The sequence below is a fragment of the Roseovarius lutimaris genome (genome assembly GCF_900115165.1).
Taxonomy (GTDB): Bacteria; Pseudomonadota; Alphaproteobacteria; order Rhodobacterales; family Rhodobacteraceae; genus Roseovarius; species Roseovarius lutimaris.
In genome coordinates, this window is sequence record NZ_FOVP01000007.1 from 46,669 (window position 1) to 65,186 (window position 18,518).

General features: G+C 61.6%; 15 protein-coding genes. 13 read left to right on the forward strand and 2 right to left on the reverse strand.

Going from position 1 to position 18,518, the window contains the following annotated elements:
• Nucleotides 1-11 precede the first annotated feature (11 nt).
• A complete protein-coding gene (locus tag BMZ91_RS07540) occupies nt 12-923 on the reverse strand; it encodes a 5-bromo-4-chloroindolyl phosphate hydrolysis family protein (protein WP_092836509.1) in 912 nt (303 codons plus the stop codon).
• A gap of 278 nt (nt 924-1,201) precedes the next feature.
• On the reverse strand, nt 1,202-1,957 hold the full coding sequence (locus BMZ91_RS07545) for a FadR/GntR family transcriptional regulator (protein WP_092836512.1): 756 nt from the start codon (nt 1,955-1,957) through the stop codon (nt 1,202-1,204).
• Between the two features lie 137 nt (nt 1,958-2,094).
• Here BMZ91_RS07545 and BMZ91_RS07550 point away from each other — a divergent pair, with 137 nt between their 5' ends.
• From BMZ91_RS07550 to murD, 13 genes are all read left to right on the forward strand, one after another.
• On the forward strand, nt 2,095-3,198 hold the full coding sequence (locus tag BMZ91_RS07550) for a dimethylsulfoniopropionate demethylase (RefSeq protein ID WP_092836515.1): 1,104 nt from the start codon (nt 2,095-2,097) through the stop codon (nt 3,196-3,198).
• 109 nt (nt 3,199-3,307) lie between these two features.
• Nucleotides 3,308-4,300, forward strand: coding sequence for an acryloyl-CoA reductase (gene acuI / locus BMZ91_RS07555; RefSeq protein ID WP_092836517.1), 993 nt, complete (start codon nt 3,308-3,310; stop codon nt 4,298-4,300).
• Between the two features lie 53 nt (nt 4,301-4,353).
• Nucleotides 4,354-4,869 (forward strand): GNAT family N-acetyltransferase, encoded by a 516-nt coding sequence (locus BMZ91_RS07560; RefSeq protein ID WP_092836520.1) that lies wholly within the window; start codon nt 4,354-4,356, stop codon nt 4,867-4,869.
• Nucleotides 4,870-5,631: 762 nt separating this feature from the next.
• On the forward strand, nt 5,632-7,407 hold the full coding sequence (locus BMZ91_RS07565; RefSeq protein ID WP_092836523.1) for a hypothetical protein: 1,776 nt from the start codon (nt 5,632-5,634) through the stop codon (nt 7,405-7,407).
• 53 nt (nt 7,408-7,460) lie between these two features.
• The gene (locus BMZ91_RS07570) at nt 7,461-8,300 is read left to right on the forward strand and encodes a hypothetical protein (RefSeq protein WP_245736250.1); all 840 of its coding nucleotides are present in this window, start codon (nt 7,461-7,463) and stop codon (nt 8,298-8,300) included.
• Between the two features lie 798 nt (nt 8,301-9,098).
• On the forward strand, nt 9,099-9,602 hold the full coding sequence (gene mraZ, locus BMZ91_RS07580; protein ID WP_092836867.1) for a division/cell wall cluster transcriptional repressor MraZ: 504 nt from the start codon (nt 9,099-9,101) through the stop codon (nt 9,600-9,602).
• 3 nt (nt 9,603-9,605) lie between these two features.
• Entirely contained in the window at nt 9,606-10,598 is a 993-nt protein-coding gene (rsmH, locus tag BMZ91_RS07585) for a 16S rRNA (cytosine(1402)-N(4))-methyltransferase RsmH (protein ID WP_092836528.1), read from the forward strand.
• Nucleotides 10,598-10,942, forward strand: a complete 345-nt coding sequence (ftsL, locus tag BMZ91_RS07590; protein ID WP_177193814.1) for a cell division protein FtsL — start codon at nt 10,598-10,600, stop codon at nt 10,940-10,942. Before rsmH ends, ftsL begins: the two co-directional genes overlap by 1 nt.
• On the forward strand, nt 10,939-12,723 hold the full coding sequence (locus BMZ91_RS07595; RefSeq protein ID WP_092836534.1) for a peptidoglycan D,D-transpeptidase FtsI family protein: 1,785 nt from the start codon (nt 10,939-10,941) through the stop codon (nt 12,721-12,723). Before ftsL ends, BMZ91_RS07595 begins: the two co-directional genes overlap by 4 nt.
• Before the next feature lie 123 nt (nt 12,724-12,846).
• On the forward strand, nt 12,847-14,328 hold the full coding sequence (locus BMZ91_RS07600) for a UDP-N-acetylmuramoyl-L-alanyl-D-glutamate--2,6-diaminopimelate ligase (protein ID WP_092836537.1): 1,482 nt from the start codon (nt 12,847-12,849) through the stop codon (nt 14,326-14,328).
• Nucleotides 14,325-15,758 carry a UDP-N-acetylmuramoyl-tripeptide--D-alanyl-D-alanine ligase gene (locus BMZ91_RS07605; protein WP_092836540.1) on the forward strand — a complete coding sequence of 478 codons (1,434 nt, stop codon included), beginning with the start codon at nt 14,325-14,327 and terminating at the stop codon, nt 15,756-15,758. Before BMZ91_RS07600 ends, BMZ91_RS07605 begins: the two co-directional genes overlap by 4 nt.
• Entirely contained in the window at nt 15,759-16,841 is a 1,083-nt protein-coding gene (gene mraY / locus BMZ91_RS07610) for a phospho-N-acetylmuramoyl-pentapeptide-transferase (protein ID WP_092836543.1), read from the forward strand.
• Nucleotides 16,842-17,064: 223 nt separating this feature from the next.
• Nucleotides 17,065-18,462 (forward strand): UDP-N-acetylmuramoyl-L-alanine--D-glutamate ligase, encoded by a 1,398-nt coding sequence (gene murD, locus BMZ91_RS07615; RefSeq protein ID WP_092836546.1) that lies wholly within the window; start codon nt 17,065-17,067, stop codon nt 18,460-18,462.
• Nucleotides 18,463-18,518: the final 56 nt, after the last annotated feature.

The following is an 18,518-nucleotide window of genomic DNA, read 5'->3' on the forward strand; positions in this document are numbered from 1 at the left end:
TAAGTCCCTTTTTACACTAAATCTTTGGTTTCAAGTTGGACGCCCTCGCGCGCAAGGCGATCGCGCAGCACGCTGATCTCGATATCAAGATCGGTCGTGTTGTCGATCATCAGCGCGCGGGTCTTGGCGGTAAAGTTTTCCTCAAGGTCGCTGAGCAGGCTGAGATAGCTGTCGCGCGCCGCCCGGTTCGGGGCGCGGGCGTGCAGATCGGCGAATTTGACAGAGGCATCGCGCGCCCCCATGAGGTAAACACTCAGATATTTGCGCGCCGCCGTCAGGTCGCGCGGATCGTCCTCGACGGTGCGCAGCATATCGCGCACGCTGACCTGAAATCGCTCAAGCCGGGCCTCGGCCTGACGATCCCCGGCGCGGGCAATCGCTTCGCTCATGGCGCTCAGATAGGTCTCGGCCTGATCGACGATGCGCGCCACGCGGTCGCTCTGAAAGGTGTCGATTCCCGCGACGCCCTTGTCTTTGAGCGGATCAAGCCCGAAGGCCATGCTATGAAGTATCGCGCCCAGAACCGCGTAAATCAACGGCTCAACCAACCCGCCTGTGCTGGCAAACCCGGCAAGCGCAAGGCCAAGCCCGGTGAAGAGCGAGGCCGCGATCTTGCGCGGAAAGGCCGGGCGACGGGCAATCTTGCGCGCCTCGTAAGCCTCTTGCGCCAGAATCCCGTGGCGCGTGAGCCAGGCGGCGAGCAAAAGCGCACCAAGGGCGGTCAGATTGACGGCAAGGTCGATCGGCCCCGAGCCGAAGGCCCGCACCGCCAGTGGCAAGGGCGCGAAAAACAACAGGTTGACCCGGCCACCGGCACGCGTGCGTCGCGCGCCGCGGAAACTTCCCTGCGGGCCGGGGCCTTGCGATGCCTGGGCGGCCTCTTCGCCCGAGGGGCTGTATTTGCCGCCAAACCGCTGCGCCATCAGACGCCCCCCGTGGCGGAGACGAACATGATCAGTGCAATCAGCAGGAAAAACGCCAGCTTCTGCAGTCCCGTATCGCTCATGCTACCCCCAAGGCCCATCCATATAGCAATGAACTTAAGCCATGGCGGACGGGCTTGCTAGGGGGAAGATCGCACGCCCGAACCCATTGTGCGATCTGCCCTGCTCATCGCAAACGAAGAATTTGAGTATTTTTGGAAAGATGAAAGCCAGAGTGAAGGATTTCATCTTTCTTCAAATACTCATGCAAATCCCTTTCAGGCGCTGGCACTGTCCTTGTTGCGTTCGGCCTTGTCGCGGGTCGCCATCACGTCACGCCCAAGATGAAGCGTATAGGCCTCAAGCTCGTGAAGCGCTTCTTGTGCGGCGTCGGGCGCGCGCACTTCAAGCGCGTCGGCGATGCGGATGTGAAAACCGACGATCGCCTCGCGGGAGCGGGCGGTGAAGGTGATCATGTTCATCAAAGGCTGCATCGCTTCAACCGCGCCGGCAAGCTGATAGGACAGCACCGGATTGCCCGCGCCATCGACCAGCGCCCGGTGAAAGGCCACGTCAGAGGCGCAAAAGGATTCGTCCGAAAGCCCCGGCTGTGCCTGACGGTGGATTTCGGCGCGCATGCTGGCCAGAATATCGGCGGTGCGGCGCTCTGCTGAAAGCGGTGTGCAGGCGCGTTCAAGCGCATAGCGCGCCTCGCAGGCGACATCAAAGCTGATGCCGTTCATTGACAGCAAAAGCGTGGCGGTGGTGATCTGATCGCCATACGCCTCTTCATAGCTGAGGCGATTGACAAAGGCGCCGCCAAAGGCCCCCCGCTGGGTGCGGATCAGCGATTGCGCCGCCAGCCGCTTGAGCGCTTCGCGCACGGTCGAGCGCGAGACCGCGAACTGATCGGCAAGCTCGGCCTCCGAGGGCAGGCGCTGATCGACGATCATGTCGCCGCTGACAATCGCATCGCGGATCGCCTTGGCGATCTGCGCCGAGAGGTCGGACTTGTTATCGGGATCAATTTTCATTTGTCATACATTTAAATGTCTGACATTTTAAATGCAAGTTATGATTCTCGAGGAGTGGCGATGTGTTCAACCCAAGTTTTGGAGCTTGATGGCCGCTGCGCCGAAATCTGTCACATTGATTGGAAAGGTCCCCGCTGATGGTGCTTCTTTCGCCCTCGCGCCGGTTGCGCCGGACGCCGTTTTCCGACGGTGTCGAGGCGGCCGGCGTCAAGGCCTATACGGTTTACAATCACATGCTGCTGCCGACTGTGTTTCGCAGTATCCAGGAGGATTATCACCACCTCAAGGACGCGGTGCAGATCTGGGATGTCGCCTGTGAACGTCAGGTCGAGCTGCGCGGCCCCGATGCCGGGCGCCTGATGCAGATGCTGACCCCGCGCGATCTGCGCGGAATGACAGTGGGGCAATGCTATTATGTGCCCATCGTCGATGAGACCGGTGGCATGCTGAACGATCCGGTTGCGGTCAAGTTGGCCGAGGACCGCTGGTGGATTTCGATTGCCGATTCCGATCTCTTGTATTGGGTCAAGGCGACGGCGCATGGCTGGCGGCTTGATGTTCTGGTGGATGAGCCGGACGTAAGCCCGCTTGCCATTCAGGGGCCGAAAGCCGACGACCTCATGGCGCGGGTGTTTGGCGACAGGGTGCGCGATCTGCGGTTTTTCCGCTTTGGCATCTTTGATTTTCAGGGCCGCGACATGGTGATTGCGCGCTCTGGTTATTCCAAGCAGGGCGGGTTCGAGATTTATGTCGAGGGCGGTGATATCGGCATGCCGCTCTGGAATGCGCTGATGGAGGCGGGCCGCGAGTTTGATGTCCATGCCGGCTGTCCCAACCTGATAGAGCGGATCGAAGGCGGCTTGCTGAGCTATGGCAATGACATGACCGACGATCACACGCCGCATGAATGTGGGTTGGGCAGGTTCTGCAATACCCATACGGCGATCGGCTGTGTCGGGCGCGACGCGCTGTTGCGGGTCGCCAAGGAAGGCCCGGTGCAACAGATCCGCGCGATCGAGATCGACGGCCCGGCCGTGCCCGGCTGTGACCGGTGGTGGCCGGTGACGGCAAAGGGCAAGCGGGTGGGGCGGATCAGCTCGGCGGCCTGGTCGCCGGATTTCAACACCAATGTGGCCATCGGCATGATCCGCATGACCCATTGGGACGCCGGGACCGAAGTCACGGTCGAGGCGCCGGACGGGCCGCGCGTGGCGCGGGTGCGCGAAGCCTTCTGGGCCTGAGCGCCCGGACGAGAGTACGGGACTGTGGGGCGCTGCCCCTCAGACACCCCGGGATATTTTTAGCCAGAAGAAGCAGGGCAGAGGCTCTGCTCGGGAATAGGAGAGCAGTATGTTCAATGCATTGGTTGTTGAGAAGGACGAAGACAGCGGCAAGACGAGCGCCGCCGTCAAGCAAATCGGGCTGGACGATCTGCCCGAGGCCGAGGTGACCGTTGCGGTCGAGTATTCCACGGTGAATTACAAGGATGGCCTTTGCATCGGGCCGGGGGGTGGATTGGTGCGCAAATATCCGCATGTGCCGGGCATCGATTTTGCCGGCACCGTCGAGGAAAGCAGTGATGCGCGCTACACGCCCGGTGACAAGGTTGTTCTGACCGGCTGGCGGGTGGGCGAGGCCCATTGGGGCGGCTATTCGCAAAAGGCGCGGGTCAAGGCGGATTGGCTTGTGCCGCTGCCCGAAGGCCTAAGTACGCGACAGGCGATGGCGGTGGGCACGGCGGGATTCACCGCGATGCTGGCGGTGATGGCGCTTGAGGATCACGGGCTTGTGCCCGGTCACGGGCCGGTTCTTGTGACCGGGGCCGCGGGCGGCGTCGGCTCTGTGGCGACGGCGATCCTGGCGCATCTCGGGCATGAGGTGGCGGCCGTCACCGGGCGCCCGGAGACCGAAGAGTACCTGCGCGGCCTTGGCGCCACCAAGATCGTGGCGCGCGAAGAGATCAACGAGACGGTCAAGCGCCCGCTTGAGGCCGAAACATGGACCGGCTGTGTCGATGCGGTCGGTGGTGCCATGCTGGCGCGGGTTCTGGGCCAGATGAAATACGGCGCTTCGGTGTCTGCCGTCGGCCTTGCCGGTGGCGCGGCTCTTCCGGCGACGGTGGTGCCGTTTTTGCTGCGCGGTGTGAACCTTTTGGGGATCGACAGCGTGATGCAGCCCTATGCCAACCGTCTGCGCGCCTGGGAGCGGGTTGCGAAGGACCTGCCGATGGACAAGCTTGAGGCGATGGTTCACTCCGCCACCCTGGGCGATCTGCCGGGCCTTGGTCGCGATATCCTCAAGGGGCAGGTCAAGGGCCGCGTCGTGGTCGATGTGAACGCTTGAGGCTTGTCAAACCCTTTGCCCGCCGCTAGCCATTGCGGGCAGGGGGCCTTTTGATGCCGGATCAGACCGAGATGACTATCAGGCATGCGCGTGACGCGGACTTTGACGCGCTCTGGCCGATCTTGCGTGGCGTCATACGGGCGGGCGATACCTATGCGATTGATCCCGGGCTGACGCGCGAAGCGGTGTTCGATCTGTGGATGCGCGCGCCCCGTGCCACCTATGTGGCCGAGAGCGGCGACGAAATCCTGGGCACCTATTACATCAAGACAAACCAGCAGGGCGGCGGCGCGCATGTGTGCAACTGTGGATATATGGTCGCCTCAGCCGCGCGCGGGCGCGGTGTGGCGCATGCGATGTGCCTGGCCTCGCAGGATCAGGCCCGCGCCATGGGGTACCTCGCGATGCAGTTCAATTTCGTGGTGGCCACCAATCTGGGCGCGATCAAGCTCTGGCGGAGCCTCGGGTTTGAAACCGTCGGCCTGTTGCCGCGCGCCTTTGCGCATCCGACCCAAGGGCTGGTCGATGCGCTGGTGATGTATAAATGGCTGGCCGAGCGGGCCGACTAAGCGCACGTCCGGCGCGCACGTTGCGTCGATTTTTCCAAACCACCCCAAATCCTGCAACTGTTAGGTGACACTCTTTATTACAGTGATACCGGACTACCCAAGATGAGGCCGGACTTATCCGAATGGTCCAATGAAATAAGGGGTGTCGCGGCTGTGAGACGCCTGTGAGGCGCGCTCGGGTGAAGTTTGCAGTGAATGGTGAAATCTGGGCGAAAATGGCGATATGCACGATTTCAGACGCGCGCAGTGGCGCGGGGCGCTAAATGCGCGAAACCCTATTAAAATAGGGTTTAATGGGCAGTGATAGGGGGGGTGCGAGGGCTATTGAAGGACGCTCAGGGCGTCCGGAACTGGGACGGAGGCCGCCCAGTTCTTGTTTGCCGTCCCACTTCCAAGATAAGTCATATAATATCAATGTGTTGGCGTTTTTCTGTGGGGCTATTCATGAAAAAGAAGTGGGACCCTTTTTCAGCCCTTTGCTCCAACGGCGGGGTTGCGCAGAGAGCGGTCGCCGCAGCGTTGCGAGCTGTTGTCGGCCTCTGGGACGTGACCGGCCCTGAGCGGACCTTTGAAGCCGCTCGACGTCCCGCACCACGCTGCGCGGCAGCCCATTATTCCGGACATTCGCTACATATGTGGCAAAGACCACATTGGGCTGAAGCTTAGGTATTGAAATGGCAAATCTTTCTGGTTCATGTTGTGGCAGAACTGACTAAACCTACTACTAGCTGTTAAAGCCTGCGCACCTTTGAGAGGTTTCCCATGGACGAGCTAAGTAAAGAATGGTTCGAACTGCGAGACCATCGGCGCAGGTTGTATTCTCGCGCCGTTTGGGTCCCAGTTTACGGCACGATTCTTCCCTTGGAACGTGGACGTTATCCCGAAGTTGGACATGTTGAGGAGGTGCTCGCTGTTGGGTCAGCAGTTGTCTTCAAAGACAAGCGCGAGAAGGCAGAGGAGCTAGATTGGCACTATTGGTCCCTCGACAACACGGTTCCTTACTTGGATGGGGGCGGGCAATACTTCGAGGCCGAGTCTTTCTACGATGATCCAGACGGGCCCCTTGGGCTAAGGCTTGTCTTGACGCACTACCTCAACTCCGACCATCCACGGCAGGTTTATATTAACCAGGACTTTGTTTTGGCTTACGGCCTTCTTGAAGAAGGCAACTACTGGGTGCGTCCCAACGAAGGATATGAGCAAGTAGTCAGGTTGACGCGCAAAGAAGACGGAACAGTTGCATTCGTCGAAATCCGAGCGGAATACCTAAAGGACTACCTAGCAGCGCGAAATGCTGCGCTCCGAATCTATTACTATCGACAGCGTCGAGCGATCCTTGAGAACGATCCAAAGTTTGATTGGCCAGAGGATTTTTCACTTGTCTCGGACCTAAACGACCGGCTTGAGGTCAGGTGCAACGAAATAGACGCCTCAGGCGATTTCCCCGGCACCACTTGGGCGATGTTCAAAGCGTGGAGAACGGACGTCGACCCAGAGGAGGAGGTTCCAGATTTCGCTGGTAATGACGATGAAGCCACGGAGACGGAAACCACAAAGGGAGTCCGCGGCGATGAGGGCGGACGTTTTCTGGTGGCAGGGGAAATGTGGCGCGGCGAATGGATCGAACCTGCTGAAAAGTCCTGCCGGGTAGGCTACGGAGAGCCCGATGAGGCTCTTATGGTCCAACTCGACGGTGGTGGAGGCAGGGTTGATCTAAAGACGCTTAATCGTGAGGAGGTGGGGAAATACCTTTGGTTCAAACCAGAGGTGATAAATGACCTTTTGTCGAGCCGAGGTGCCACGATGCAATGGTATACTCATGACACGGGCGGCGTTTCCCCTTCACCGGACTGGCTGCTGCACTTCGGCGTCAACAAACTCGGGCTCATTAACGCCTATGCCTATGATGTCGCTCGCCGCCCACTTTGGGAACGACGCATATGGGTAGCGCATAACTGTCGTCCAGATGGGGGCGTGTCTGCAGAGCTTATGGAGGCGCAAATGGCATGCAAACCTGCTTCGACCAAGTCTCCCGAGTTCATGATCCACCATGCCCTCGGATGGATCGACCAAGTTTTTCAGGAGAAGTTCAAGATAGCGCTTTTCAGAGAGCACCACGAAGTAGAAGAACTCTCCTCAAAAATTCACAGATTTCGCGCCATTGATGAAAGCGGTCTTCGATCCTTGGCAAAGGATCTAGTGAAGATTTCAATAGAAAGGATTAATAAGAAGAGCCTGATTGACGCTTTGGGCGAACGAAAGTCAGATCAAGGCACACTGAAGCTACTTCAAAGACTATTGGCGAAGCATACAGACGAGGACTATGCATATGCTCGGATGTCTCCGCTTTTCGGCGCCTATGACCTCCGTGGTGCCGATGCGCATTTGTCTAGTTCTGACGTTAATGAGTGCTACGCAAGTGCCGGGGTTGATCGCTCCGTTCCGTTGACCAAGCAGGCCGAACAATTGATACAAAATGTTGCCGATGCTTTCGGCACCACTGGAACAGAGCTTCGAAGGCATGTTCCTAAGGATTAATCTCAAACGGCTGGTGACGGGCTGGGCTTCTGAAAGCTCCCCCTCAGCTTGGAATGTCTGCTTCGGTTGCCGACGACAAAAAATTGGCCGTCGCAGCGAATGTCCGAAACCCGCCCTTAGTGTCGGGTGGCGCGAACGGGCAGTTCCGCGCCGAGCTGGCGCGCATTCTGGCGGAGCGGCCGGGCTTTGCCGTTCTCGACGAGTTCACCTCGACGATCGACCGGCGCGTGGCCCAGATCGGGGCCGCCGCCTTTGCCAAGGCGTGGCGGCGGGGGGGCGGTCAATTTGTTGCCGTCACCTGTCACGAGGACGTGGTGTCCTGGCTGCAACCGGACTGGGTGATCGACACCCGGCGGGCGGAGTTCCGCTGGAGGCGTCTTCGACGGGCACCGCGCATTGCCATGGACATTCACCAGACAGACGGCTCCTTCTGGCCCGCCTTTGAGCCGCATCACTACCTGAAGCTGCCCCGCATGATCGCGGCGAGCTATTACGTGGGCTTCGTTGATGGCGCGCCGGTGGCGCATCTCGCGGTCTCAACCCGGCCGGGTCTGGTCGAGGGCCGTGCCTGCCGCCTTGTCGTCATGCCCGAGTGGCAGGGCGCGGGGTTGGGCTTGCGGTTTCTCAACGAAGTCTGTGCGCTCTGGCGGCGCGGCGTGAACCGCTACGACAAGCCGATGCCGATGCTGTTTCACACCTCGCACCCGGGTCTTGCCTCGGCCCTGCGCCGCGACCCCCTCTGGGCTCAGGTCTCGGCCGTCCTCTACGCCGAGGCCAAGGAGCGGAGCATGCGCAGCCTCGCGGCCGCCCGGGCGCGCAAGGGGCTCAAACCCGCCGGGAGTGGATACGGCGGGCATTTCCGCGCCGTGCAGGGGTTTCGCTATGTTGAGTGAGGAGGGGTGGTGAAGGGGGCATTGAACGCCCGTTTAAAACCGGCCCCGCCCGCAGGCTCTAAAATCCCGTTGCTGCAATCTTCACTGTAAATCACTGCAAACTTCAGTGTCACGCTACAACAGCTACATTGGCCCTTTGCCTGCGGTATCCGGGGGGGGGGGCGGCGATTGCGATGTGGGAAATGATGGTCCTGGCATGGGTTTTGGTCGCGGGACTGCGAATCACCTTGCCGTGAATGGCCTTGATTCTTGATCTTTTAGCCTCGATTTCAGGGGGTAGAGGGTATTTTTGCATGATGAATTGCGCATGTTGCGCGAAGATATGTGATATTACTGGGAATTCTCGGGACATTTTTTTGAAGCTGCCGATTTGCATACATATTGTTATTTCCTCTCGTTCATTGACTACATAGGGTGTTGAGTTGGGGGTTTTATCCACATTATTTTGTTTTTGAGGGGGCAAAAATCAATATCTTGTGCCGTGCTGGTCAAAAATTTATTGCGTCCCACGAATTCCCAGACTATCAATGATTACACGATGAGGACGGGAACAAACAGGGGCGCTCAAGACCCCGAAACACACTCCCAAGTCAGGTTTCATACAGGCACCCCGCTTTCATCGAACACAGAGATCCGGCGCGCGAGCGAGCAGACATCCCCCCAGGTGGCGCGCGCAGCTGGACACCCCGCACAGCGGGACGAGGGAGGCGGGTTGATCAGTGGCAGCAGATCAACCCGCCCTTTCGCGTTATGGGGACCAGGTTTTCAACGGGGCAGGCACAGGGGGCCGACGGTAAAGTGGGTCGCAGATTCAGAGGTGAAGGTCACCACAAGGTCGATGCAAAGGGCAGGGTGTCTATCCCGGCCCCGTTTCGCCGTGTGATCGAGGCCTCTGATGCGAACTGGACCGAAGGATTGAATCCCGAGCTTGTCATCGTTTATGGCGATCATCGCCGCAGCTATCTTGAGTGCTATACCATGGAGGCCATCGAAGAGGTCGACGACAAGATCGACGCCCTGCCGCGTGGTTCGATCGAGCGCAAGATGCTGCAACGGCTGTTTCATGGCCAGAGCTTTCCCACCAGCGTGGATGAGACCGGGCGGCTTGTGCTGCCGGCCAAGCTTCGCAAGAAGATCGGGCTTGAGAATGAGGCGTTCTTTATCGCCGCGGGTGACACCTTTCAGATCTGGAAGCCCGAAACCTATGAGCAGGAAGAACTGTTGAAAACCGAAAGCTGGCTGGATGAGTTGCCAGAGGATTTTGACCCGCTTATCCTGTTGGATCACGCGAAGGGGGAGTAAGCCATGGCACCTGCGGCCCCCCCGATTGATCCTGCCCCGCATGTTCCGGTTCTGTTGCGTCCCTTGTTGGCGGCGGTTGCGCCGGTCACCGATGTCTGGCTTGACGGCACGCTTGGCGCGGGGGGCTATGCCCGTGGCCTGCTTGAGGCGGGCGCGGATCAGGTGATTGGCGTTGATCGTGACCCGCTTGCGCTTGAGATGGCGGAGGTTTGGGGTGCGCCTTACGGCGAGCGCTTGCGCCTTGTGCAGGGCAATTTTTCCAAGCTTGATGAGTACGGCGAGGCGTTGAGCGGTGTTGTGCTTGATCTTGGCGTGTCCTCGATGCAGCTTGATCAATCCGAGCGCGGCTTTTCCTTCATGCGCGACGGCCCGCTTGACATGCGGATGAGTCAGGATGGCCCAACTGCCGCCGATCTGGTCAATACCGCCGAAGAAAGCGATCTGGCCGATATCCTCTATCTTTACGGCGAAGAGCGCGCCAGCCGCCGCATCGCCCGCAATATCGTGCGCGCGCGCGATGAGGCGCCGATTGAAACGACCCTGCAACTTGCCGGGATCATTGAAAAATCCCTGCCGCGCTCGAAACCAAATCAAGCCCATCCCGCGACCCGAAGCTTTCAGGCGATCCGCATTGCGGTGAATGATGAATACGGTGAATTGCTGGCGGGGTTAGAGGCGGCGGAACGCGCGCTTGCGCCGGGCGGGCAACTGGCGGTGGTGACCTTTCATTCGATCGAGGACCGCATGGTCAAACGCTTTCTTCAGGATCGTTCGGGCGGCGGCGGCGGCGGAAGCCGCCATGCCCCCGAGCTTGCGCGCACAGAGCCGCAATTCACACTCAAGACCCGCAAGGCCCTGGGGCCGGACCCGCAGGAACTGGCGGAAAATCCGCGCGCGCGCAGTGCCAAGCTGCGCGTGGCCACCCGCACCGAGGCCCCGACGGGCGAGACCGACCGCAAGGCCATTGGCATGCCTGTTCTGAAAGGGGGACACTGATGCGCAGCTTTTTATGCGTCCTGACCGCACTTGCCGTGATCGGTCTGGCGTTTTGGGCCTATCGTGAGAATTATCGCACGCAAGAGGCACAAAGCCACGCCCAGATGCTGCAATCCGAGATCGGCGAGGCGCGCCAGCGTCTGCGCGTGCTCAATGCCGAATGGGCCTATCTGAACCGGCCCGTGCGGCTGATGGATCTGGTCGAGATCAACTATGACAAGCTCGGGCTTTTGCCGCTGCAACCCTATCAGTTCGGCAAGATTGATCAGGTCGCCTATCCGGCGCCGCCGCTTTTGCCGATCACCAATCCCGTGGATGTTTCAAACATGGAGCAACAGCCATGATCCGCACCCCCCTGCGCCCGCTGGCCCGTATTCTGGAGGCCCGAAATCGCGGCGAGAACCCTGACGCCATCGAGCGCGAGAATATCCGCCTGCGCCATGAGGACATGCGCGACCGCGCCCGGCGCCGCGCCGAGGGGCGGCTTTTGGTGCTGGCGGTGATGTTTTTCGCAGCCTTCGGCGTGGTTGGCGGGCGTATGGCCGTGCTGGCCAGTACCGAACCCGCCGAGCCGCGCACAAGCGTGGCGGGCGCACAAATTCAGGCACAGCGCGCCGATATCGTCGACCGCGAGGGCCGCATTCTGGCGACCAACTTTGACACTCATAGCCTTTATGCCCAGCCCCAGCAGATGGTTGACCCCGAAAATGCCGCTGAAAAGCTGGCCGCCATTTTCCCCGATCTTGAGCGCGAAGAACTGCTCAAGGATTTCACCGGCAAGCGCAAGTTCCTGTGGATCAAACGCAAGCTGAGCCCCGAGCAAAAGCAGGCCGTGCATGATATTGGCGAGCCGGGCCTGTTGTTCGGGCCGCGCGAAATGCGGCTTTACCCGAATGGCAAACTGGCCGCCCATGTGCTTGGCGGGGCCGGGTTTGGCCGCGAAGGTGTGCATGCCGCCGAGGTGATCGGCGTGGCCGGCATCGAGCGATTTTATGACGAGCGCCTGCGCGATCCGGCGCGCGCGCACGAGCCGCTGACGCTTTCGCTTGATCTCTCGGTTCAGGCCGCGATGGAACGGGTGCTTTATGGCGGCATGAAGATCATGAACGCCAAGGGCGCGGCCGGCATTCTGATGGATGTCCATACCGGCGAAGTGGTTGCCGTGGCCTCGCTTCCCGATTTCGACCCCAATGACCGCCCCGCGCCGCCGGTGTCGGGACGTCCCGGCGACAGCCCGCTGTTCAACCGCGCGGTGCAGGGCGTTTACGAGCTTGGCAGTACCTTCAAGGTCTTTGCCGTGGCACAGGCCTTGGAACTTGGGCTGGTCTCGCCCTCGACCATGATCGACACCACAAGCCCGATGACCTGGGGCCGGTTCAGGATCCGCGATTTCCACAATTACGGCCCGGAGCTGAGCGTGACCAAGGTGATTGTCAAATCCTCGAATGTGGGCACGGCGCGCATGGCGATGGAAATCGGCGGCACCCGTCAGCGGGCGTTTCTGGAAAAGCTCGGCTTTATGGAGCCGTCACCGCTTGAGATTTCCGAGGCCTCGCGCTCTAAACCCTTGCTGCCGAAGAATTGGTCGGAACTGTCGACCATGACGATTTCCTATGGTCATGGGTTGTCGACCACGCCGATGCACCTTGCCGCCGGCTATGCCACGATTGCCAATGGCGGGCGCCGGGTAACGCCGACCTTGCTGCGCAGCCCCGATGCCGAACCGGGCGAGCGGGTGATCTCGGCCCAGACCTCTGCCGCGATGCGCAAGATGCTGCGCGAGGTGGTAAGCGAGGGCACCGCCAGCCTTGGCGAGGTTGAGGGCTATGCAGTAGGCGGCAAGACCGGCACCGCCGACAAGCCCAAGGAAAACGGTGGCGGTTATTACAAGGACAAGGTGATCGCGACCTTCGCCAGCATGTTCCCCGCGCATGATCCGAAATATGTGCTGGTGGTGACGCTGGACGAGCCGGTAGAAACCTCGGGCGATCAACCGCGCCGCACCGCCGGCTGGACCGCCGTTCCGATCGCCGCCGAAATCATCCGTCGCGTCGCCCCGCTCATGGGGCTGCGACCCGAGATTGAACCCGGTGAATTGGCTGATATAAGGCAGACATCGAATTAGAGCATGTTGCTCGAAAGTGGGAACCGGTTTTGAGCTCCTTGAACATGCGACATCATTAGGTTGGAGAAAGGCGCGTGACTGCGAATGAACGCGGCACGCTCCTAGCCAGAACAGGGCAGCGCGGTGGGGCAGATACGATCATTGGCAGAGCTTGGCCTGACCGCGCAGGGCGGGCGGCAGGCACAGATTACCGGGCTAAGCGTCGATAGCCGCACGGTCAGGCCGGGCACGTTGTTCGCGGCCTTGCCGGGTACGCGGGTGCATGGTGGCGAGTTCATCCAATATGCCCTGCGCATGGGGGCGGGGGCGATCCTGACCGATGCGACGGGCGCACGGATTGCCGCCGATGTTCTTGGCGCAAGCGATGCGGCGCTGATCATTGCCCAAGACCCGCGCCAGACGCTGGCCTATGCCGCCGCGCTCTGGTTTGGCGCCCAGCCCGAAACCATGATCGCGGTGACCGGCACCAACGGCAAGACCTCGGTCGCCACCTTTACCCGCCAGATCTGGGAGGCGCTTGGCTTTGACGCGGTCAACCTTGGCACCACCGGCGTCGAGGGCGCCCATAGTGCGCCGATGACCCATACCACGCCGGAACCGATCACCCTGCACCGGCTTTTGGCCGAGTGCGAGAGCGAAGGTATCACCCACGCCGCGATGGAGGCCTCAAGTCACGGCCTTGCGCAATGCCGCCTTGACGGGGTGCGCCTCGCGGCGGCGGGGTTTACCAACTTTACCCAGGATCATCTCGACTATCACGCCAGCTTTGAGGACTATTTCAATGCCAAGGCCGGGCTTTTTGCCCGCGTCCTGCCCGAAGACGGGGTGGCGGTGATCAATATCGACGACCCGCGCGGCGTTGACATGGCCGAGATTGCCGCCGACCGCGGTCAGGATATCATCACCGTGGGTCGCCGCGACGGTGCCGATCTCCGGCTTGTGGCGCAACGCTTTGATGCCACCGGGCAGGTGCTGCGGTTCGACTGGGAAGGTCAAGTGCATCAGATCAGGCTTGATCTGATCGGCGGGTTTCAGGCGGAAAACGTGCTGTTGGCGGCGGGGCTTGCCATTGGGGCAGGTGCCGATGCCGAGCGGGTGTTCGAGACATTGCCGGGCATGAAAACCGTGCGCGGCCGGATGCAGCTTGCCGCGACCCGCGAAAATGGCGCGGCGGTGTTCGTGGATTACGCCCATACCCCCGATGCGGTGGCGACCGCGATCAAGGCGCTGCGCCCGCATGTGATGGGCCGTCTGATTGCAATTGTCGGTGCCGGCGGGGATCGCGACAGCGCCAAGCGGCCCCTCATGGGCCGCGCCGCCGCCGAGAACGCCGATGAGGTGATCGTGAGTGATGACAATCCGCGCTCTGAAGACCCGGCCACGATCCGCGCGGCGGTGATGCAGGGCTGCCCCGGCGCACAAGACGTGGGCGACCGCGCGCTTGCGATCCTGCGCGGGGTCGATGCTCTCGGGCCGGGCGATGCGCTTTTGATCTGTGGCAAGGGCCATGAAACCGGCCAGACCGTGGGCGATGACGTACTGCCGTTCGACGACGCCGAACAGGCCAGCGTGGCGGTCGCGGCGCTTGACGGGGGCCTCGCATGACGCTCTGGAGTGCAGCCGAGGCCGCAGCGGCCACCGGCGGGCGTGCCATCGGCGACTGGCAGGCGAGCGGCGTCTCGATTGACACGCGCAGCCTGCAAAAAGGTGATTTGTTCGTGGCGCTCAAGGCCGTGCGCGATGGCCATGAGTTTGTCGCCCAGGCGCTAGCCAGTGGCGCCGCCGCCGCCTTGGTCAGCCATGTGCCCGAGGGGCTTGACGCCGATGCGCCGCTGTTGATTGTCGAGGATGTCCTGACCGGGCTGGAGGATCTGGGCCGCGCCGGGCGGGCGCGCACCGGCGCGCGGGTGGTGGCGGTGACCGGCTCGGTCGGCAAGACCTCGACCAAGGAAATGCTGCGCGATGTCCTGGCGGCGCAGGGCCGCACCCATGCCGCCGAGGCCAGTTACAACAACCATTGGGGCGTGCCGCTGACGCTGGCGCGGATGCCGGTCGAGACCGAGTTCGCGGTGATCGAGATCGGCATGAGCCACCCCGGCGAGATTGCCCCGCTGGCGCGCATGGCGCGCCCGCATGTGGCGATGATCACCACCGTCGCCGCCGCCCATCTTGAGGCCTTCGAGAATATCGCGGGCATCGCCCGTGAAAAGGCCACGATTTTTGACGGGCTGGAACCCGGCGGCGTGGCGGTGATCAATGCCGATCTCGACACCACGCCGATCCTGCTTGACGCCGCCCGCACCAGGGGCGCGCAGATCCTGACCTTCGGCAAGGCAGGCGAGGCCGCCAGATTGGTACAGGCGACCCTGTCGGACGACATCACCGTGGTACAGGCCGAGGTGAACGGGGTTGCGACCCTGTTCAAGATCAACAGCGCCGGGCGGCATTTTGCCATGAACGGGCTTGGCGTTCTGCTGGTCGTTGCGGCGCTTGGCGGCGACGGCGATATGGCCCCGCATGACCTTGGCCGCTGGAGCCCGCCCGCCGGGCGCGGCACCCGCGAGACGCTGGCGCTTGATCCGGCGGACGAGGATCTGACGCTTGATATGATTGACGACGCGTTCAACGCCAACCCCACCTCGATGGCGGCAGCACTTGAGGTGCTGGCCGCCGCCACGCCGCGCGACGGGGTTGGGCGGGTGTCAAAGGGGCGCCGGATCGCGATTCTGGGTGATATGCTTGAGCTTGGCGCCGATGAAATGGCCCTGCATGCCGCCCTGGCCGCGCTGCCGGAGATGAGCAGGATTGACGAAATCCACTGTGTCGGCCCGCGCATGCGCGCCCTCTGGGAGGCCTTGCCCGAGATCCGTCGTGGCAAATGGCGTGAAACCGCACAAGAACTGGCAGATCAGGCGCATCGCGTGATAGATGCAGGCGATGTCGTGCTGATCAAGGGCTCCAAGGGGAGCCGGGTCAGCCTTGTGGTCGAGGCGCTGCGCCGCGCGGGGCGTGCCCCTTTGAAAGGAAACAGGTAAATGCTTTATTGGTTGACCATCTGGTCGGATGGCGGGGATTTCTTCAACCTGTTCCGCTATATTACGTTTCGCGCGGGCGGGGCTTTTATGACCGCGCTGATCTTTGGGTTTCTCTTCGGTCTGCCGCTGATCAACGTGCTGCGCCGCCGCCAGGGCAAGGGCCAACCCATCCGCAGCGACGGCCCCGAAAGCCATTTCGCCAAGTCGGGCACACCGACCATGGGGGGCTTGCTGATCGTAGGCGCGCTGGTGACCTCCACCCTGTTCTGGGCGCGGCTTGACAATCCTTATGTCTGGCTTGTGCTGTTCGTGACGCTGGCCTTTGGATTGATTGGTTTTGCCGATGATTATGCCAAGGTCAGCAAGCAGAATGTGTCGGGCGTGTCGGGCAAGCTGCGCCTTGGGCTTGGCTTTCTGATCGCCTGCATCGCCGCCCTTTGGGCGAGCTATCATCATCCCGGCGATCTGCAATATCAGCTGGCGCTGCCGGTGTTCAAGGATGTGCTGTTGAATATGGGGGTCTTCTTTATCCCCTTCGCGATGTTCGTGATCGTGGGCGCGGCCAATGCGGTCAATCTCACCGATGGGCTTGACGGGCTGGCGATCATGCCGGTGATGATCGCCTCTAGCGCGCTTGGCATCATCGCCTATGCGGTTGGCCGGGTCGATTTTACCGATTATCTGGGGCTGCATTACGTGCCGGGCACCGGCGAAATCCTGGTCTTTGTCGCCGGGCTTGTCGGCGGCGGACTTGGGTTCTTGTGGTATAATGCGCCACCTGCGGCGGTGTTCATGGGCGATACCGGATCGCTTGCGCTTGGCGGCGCCCTGGGCGCGATTGCGGTGGCCACCAAGCACGAGCTGGTGCTTGGCATCGTCGGCGGGCTTTTCGTGGCCGAGGCGCTGAGCGTGATCATTCAGGTGCTTTATTTCAAACGCACCGGCAAGCGGGTGTTCCTGATGGCGCCGATCCATCACCACTATGAAAAGAAGGGTTGGGCCGAGCCGCAGATCGTGATCCGCTTCTGGATCATCGCGCTTGTTCTGGCGATGATCGGTCTGGCGACGCTGAAGCTGCGCTAGAGCGTGTCGCTCAAAAGTGGGAACCGGTTTTGAGCTTCCCGCACATGCGAAATCAATAAGTTAGAGCGTGTCGCGTGAAATCGAATGAACGCGACACGCTCTGAGGCGCGGCTCGCCCGTCCTGACAGACGGTCTCGCGAGGGGCGCGCGTGGTGCGAGGGCTCTGGTCAAGAGCGGACAACTGCGCTAGCGATTGGGCCGGTCTGAATGAGGGGCGGGCAGCATGATACCAGTCAGAGGATTTGACGGCGCGCGGGTCGGTGTGCTTGGGCTTGGGCGGTCGGGCCTGTCGGCGGCGCGCGCCCTGCGCGCGGGGGGCGCGGTGCCGGTCTGCTGGGACGACAACCCCGAGGCCCGCGCGAGGGCCGAGACCGAAGGATTTGCGGTTGCCGACCTGGCACATCCGCGCGCCTTCGAGACGATTGCCACCCTGATCGTCAGCCCCGGCATTCCGCATCTTTATCCTAGCCCCAACAAGGTGGTCGCCGCCGCGCAAGAGGCCGGTGTGCCTGTCGATAACGATATCGGTCTGTTCTTTCGGTCTCTGGCCCTGCCGGAATGGGACAATTTCGATATCGCCCCGCGGGTGATCGCGGTAACCGGCAGCAACGGCAAATCGACCACATCGGCGCTGATCCATCATCTGTTGCTGGAGGCGGGAAAATCGGCGCAGCTTGCCGGCAATATCGGGCGCGGGGTGCTTGATCTTGATCCACCGGGTGACGGCGGAATCGTGGTGCTTGAGCTGTCGAGCTATCAGACCGATCTTGCCCGTGCGCTGACGCCGGATGTGGCGGTGTTTACCAATTTCTCTGCCGATCACCTTGATCGCCACGCCGGGCTTGGCGGCTATTTCGCGGCCAAGCGACGGTTGTTTGCCGAAGGCGGGCCGGACCGCGCCATCATCGGCGTGGACGAACCGGAGGGGCGTTACCTTGCCGGGCAGTTGAGCGAGGGATCGACGGATGACCGGGTGATCCGGGTCTCGGTCGCGCGCAAGCTGTCCGGACCCGGCTGGAGCGTGGGCGCGCGCAAGGGCTTTCTGAGCGAATACCGCAAGGGCAAGCAGGTGGGCTCGATTGACCTGCGCGCAGTGCCCGGTTTGCCGGGGGTACACAATCATCAAAACGCCTGTGCCGCCTATGCGGCCTGCCGCACGCTTGGGCTTGCGCCGAGGATCGTCGAGCAGGGATTTGCCAGCTTTGCCGGCCTGCCGCATCGCAGTCAGAGGATTGCCGAGAAAGATGGGGTGATCTTCGTCAATGACAGCAAGGCCACCAATGTCGACAGCGCGCTAAAGGCCTTGCAGGCGTTTGAGAATATCCGCTGGATCTGTGGCGGGCTTGAGAAAGAGGGCGGGCTGGCCGCGCTTGCCCCCGGTTTGCACCACGTGCGCAGGGCCTATGTGATCGGGCGCGAGGCGGCGCAATTCGCGCTGGAGCTTGAGGGGGTGGAGACCGAGATCTGCACCGAAATGGCGCGCGCGGTTGAAAGCGCCATGGCCGAGGCCGAACCCGGCGATGTGGTGCTTTTGGCGCCGGCCGCGGCGAGTTTCGATCAATATGATAATTTCGAGAAGCGAGGCGAGGATTTTATTGAGCAAGTCCAGCGGCGGCTTTGAGTGGCACGCTCGTCGCGCTCTGACATGCGCGCCTCGCTTGGGTCGGAGTGAGTATT